This is a genomic window from Mycobacterium sp. (assembly GCF_032162605.1).
Classification (GTDB): Bacteria; Actinomycetota; Actinomycetes; order Mycobacteriales; family Mycobacteriaceae; genus Mycobacterium.
On record NZ_JAVROT010000462.1, the window covers coordinates 1 to 3,696 of the forward strand.

The 3,696-nt window shown below is 68.6% G+C and carries 4 protein-coding genes; 3 read left to right on the plus strand and 1 reads right to left on the minus strand.

All coding sequences use genetic code 11. The features are described from left to right. Positions 1-342: 342 nt before the first annotated feature. The 3 genes from QOI01_RS25715 to QOI01_RS25725 are packed head-to-tail and all read left to right on the plus strand — an operon-like array spanning position 343 to position 3,509. Positions 343-1,407: a 2,3-butanediol dehydrogenase gene (locus QOI01_RS25715; RefSeq protein WP_526385999.1), complete on the plus strand. Its 1,065-nt coding sequence runs from the start codon at positions 343-345 to the stop codon at positions 1,405-1,407. Then, the gene (locus QOI01_RS25720) at positions 1,404-2,186 is read left to right on the plus strand and encodes an acetoin reductase (protein ID WP_526386000.1); all 783 of its coding nucleotides are present in this window, start codon (positions 1,404-1,406) and stop codon (positions 2,184-2,186) included. Before QOI01_RS25715 ends, QOI01_RS25720 begins: the two co-directional genes overlap by 4 nt. A gap of 45 nt (positions 2,187-2,231) precedes the next feature. Next, on the plus strand, positions 2,232-3,509 hold the full coding sequence (locus QOI01_RS25725) for a helix-turn-helix domain-containing protein (protein WP_526386001.1): 1,278 nt from the start codon (positions 2,232-2,234) through the stop codon (positions 3,507-3,509). 58 nt (positions 3,510-3,567) lie between these two features. Here the strand turns inward: QOI01_RS25725 and QOI01_RS25730 are convergent. Continuing rightward, positions 3,568-3,696, minus strand: a 129-nt coding sequence (locus QOI01_RS25730; RefSeq protein ID WP_526385997.1) for an aldehyde dehydrogenase family protein, incomplete at its 5' end; no start/stop codon positions are given.

The following is a 3,696-nucleotide window of genomic DNA, read 5'->3' on the forward strand; positions in this document are numbered from 1 at the left end:
GGTCGCGCCAGAAGCTGTCGACGGCGAACTTCTCGACGACGCGCGCGACGTCGCGGACGGCCAGGGCGGCTTCGAAGTCCGCGAGCCAAGCCTCGACGCGGGCCTGCGGCGTGGGTGCGGCGGTCGCCTGCTTCTCGATGGTGTCTGTCATGTGACACAGAGCACACCCAACCGGGTGTTCGGCGCAAGGGTTGCACCGCGTTGCAACCCCGGATCCACCCCACCCAGCGATTTCGGCGCGTATTTCCGCGCTGAGCGCGGTGTTGCGCGCCGAAATCGCGAGGGGGATGCAACGGGCTGCAACTCTATCGGGGTGTGGCACCCGTCACATAGACATGGGTCATGAGAGCAGCTGTCTACTACGGACCCAACAAGGTCGAGGTCGCCGACGTCCCCGAGCCGGCGCCCACCGCAGGCACCGTCAAGGTCAAGGTCGGCTTCAACGGCATCTGCGGCACCGACCTGCACGAGTACTACGCAGGCCCGATCTTCGTGCCCACCGAACCGCATCCGCTGACCGGTCAGCAGATGCCGCTGACCCTGGGGCACGAGTTCTCCGGTGTCATCACCGAGGTCGGCGCGGGGGTAACCGACTACTCGGCAGGCGACCGGGTGGCCATCATGCCGCTGTACCGGTGTGGGCACTGCGGGCCGTGCCGGGCGGGCAACTACAACATCTGCCAGCAGATCGGATTCCACGGCCTGATGTCCGACGGCGGGATGGCCGAGTACACCGTCGTGCCGACCGACATGTTGCACCGGCTGCCCGACAACGTCTCCCTCGAGCTCGGCGCCCTGGTCGAACCGATGTCGGTGGCGTACCACGCGGCCACGCTCGGCGAACCCAGCCCCGACGGCACCTCGATGGTGTTCGGCGCGGGGCCCATCGGCATCGGGCTGTGGTTCGCGTTGGGCGGCAAGGGCGTCGACGACGTCTTCGTCGTCGAGCCGTCGGCCACCAGGCGAGCGTCCATCGAGGCGCTCGGCGCGCGCACCCTGGACCCGACCGTCGTCGACGTGCCCGCGTTCATCGCCGAGCACACCGACGGTGCGGGCGCCGACGCGGTATTCGACGCCGCGGGCGTGCAACCCGCCGTGGAGACGGCGCTGGCCTGCATCGGTGCGAGACGGCCAATGGTGAGCGTCGCGATCTACGAGAAGCCGCTCACCACACCGCTTCTCAATCTGGTGATGAACGAGTCCCGCATCCAAGGCTCGCTGTGCTACACCGCGGCGGACTTCGAAGCCGTGATCGCCCTGATGGCGCGCGGCACCTACGACACCACCGGCTGGGTGACGTCCATCGCGCTTGACGACGTCATCGACGAGGGTTTCGAGGCGTTGCACGCGGGCACCAAGATGAAGGTCCTCGTCGACCCGACGGTCTCGGGATCGGACGCCTCGTGAGCACGTTGGCGGGCAAGGTCGCGTTGGTGACCGGAGCGGGCCGGGGCATCGGGCGCGGCATCGCGCTGCGGCTGGCCCGCGACGGTGCCGACGTCGCGCTGGTCGACCTCGGACCCGACGGCATCAACGCCGTCGCCGACGAGATCACCGAGATCGGCTCGAAGTCAACGACATTCGTCGCCGACGTCAGTGACCGTGACCAGGTCTTCGCCGCCGTCGGCCATGCGGCGTCGGCACTCGGCGGCTTCGACATCATGGTGAACAACGCGGGCATCGCGCTCGTTGCACCGCTGATCGACACCAAACCCGAAGACGTGGCGAAGATCTGGGCCGTCAACGTCGACGGTGTGCTGTGGGGGATTCAGGCCGCCGTGACCAAGCTCAAGGAACTCGCCAGGCCCGGCAAGATCATCAACGCCTCGTCCATCGCGGGTCACGACGGGTTCGCGATGCTCGGCGTGTACAGCGCGACCAAGTTCGCCGTCCGCGCCCTGACGCAGGCCGCCGCGAAGGAACATGCCGCCGACGGCATCACCGTAAACGCTTACTGCCCCGGCGTCGTCGGCACCGACATGTGGGTGGAGATCGACAAGCGGTTCGCCGAACTGACGGGCGCTGCGGAGGGCGAGACGTACGACAAGTTCGTCGGCGGCATCGCCCTCGGTCGCGCCGAGACGCCCGAAGACGTGGCGGGCTTCGTCTCGTACCTGGCGGGCCCCGACGCCGACTACATGACCGGGCAGGCGGGACTGATCGACGGTGGGCTCGTCTACCGCTGAGGTGGCAATGGCGTTCGGCTGTGATCGGGAGCACAATCGGCAGTGATGCAAGTTCTATCCGTTCCCGAACCGGCCGTCGCGGTCGGCGAGGACCCGCGCCATTACGCCCGGCTGATGTCGGCGGTGTACGACGCGACGATGGCAGGCACCAGGGCGCCTGCCCGTCCGCGCGCGGTGATCCAGGACTCCTGGCGGCGGATGATGGCCAACGGCATCGACCCCGACCGTCTCTCGGCGCCCGTGGTGGAGCTCGCCGGTCTCGAGATGCTCCGGCGGTCCTCCGGTCTGCTGGCGGTTCTCGACGAGGTATCGCGCAACCTCGAATCGCTGATCGTCGACGGTGACAACATCCTCGTCATCGCCGACGCGCGGGGTCGGGTGCTCTGGCGCAGTGGCTCGGCGTCGGTGCTCAACCACGCGGACCGGCTCGGCTTCATCGAGGGCGCGCACTGGGGTGAGAACGCCGTCGGCACCAACGCCATCGGAACCGCTCTGGCCTCGAACCGGGCGGTGCAGGTGTTCTCCGCCGAGCACTACCAGCGCAGCCACCACCCGTGGACGTGTGCCGGTGCGCCGATCAAGGACCCGCGGACCGGGCAGGTCATCGGAGTCGTCGACGTCTCGGGTCCCGCGGCCACCGTGCACCCGACGACGGTGGCACTGGTCGACGTGGTCGCCCGGCTCGCGGAGTCACGGCTGCGCGAACAACACGACCGCACGCTGAACCGGCTGCGGTCGGTGGCTGCGCCCATCCTGGCCCGGGTCGGTGCGCCTGCGCTCGCGGTCGATCACGACGGCTGGGTGGCGGCGGTGGACTCCCTGCCGCTGCACAACAGGATCCTGCTGCCGGAGCAGACGGGGCCGGGGCGCGCCTGGATACCGCCGCTGGGCATGTGCGAGGTCGAGCTGCTGCCCGGCGGCTGGCTGGTGCGGCCCATCGACGACGACGCCACTCCCGGCATCTCCCGCGTGACGCTCGACCTTCGGGATACGGGAGCGCCGTCACTGGAGATGCTCGGGCAGTTCGGCTGCTGGCGCAGGAACGTCTCGCCGCGGCACGCCGACATCCTGCTCATCCTCGCCACGCACCGCGACGGCCGCTCGGCCCCAGAGCTCGCCGACGACCTGTACGGCGACCGGTCCCGTGTGGTCACGGTGCGGGCCGAGATGTCGCGTCTGCGAAAGCAATTCGCCGGCCTGATCCATGGTCGCCCGTATCGCTTCCCGCCGTCGGCGGTCGTCGACGTCTGCTACCCGCCTGACATGGCGGCACTGCTGGCCGCCTCGACCGCGCCGGCCATTCGAGCGTTGCGCCGAGCGTGACGCCACTGCGAGTTCTCGGCCGGATTCTCGCAGTGGCATCACGTTCGGCAACCCAGAGCTAGAAGAAACCCTGGGCCTTGTTGCTGTAGGACACCATCAGATTCTTGGTCTGCTGGTAGTGATCCAGCATCATCTTGTGGTTCTCGCGGCCGATGCCGGACTGCTTGTAACCACCGAACGCGGCGTG

Excerpts from the sequence above, each read along its gene's own strand:
- QOI01_RS25715 (WP_526385999.1), top strand. The coding sequence starts at position 343 with ATGAGAGCAGCTGTCTACTACGGACCCAACAAGGTCGAGGTCGCCGAC.
- QOI01_RS25725 (WP_526386001.1), top strand. The coding sequence starts at position 2,232 with ATGCAAGTTCTATCCGTTCCCGAACCGGCCGTCGCGGTCGGCGAGGAC.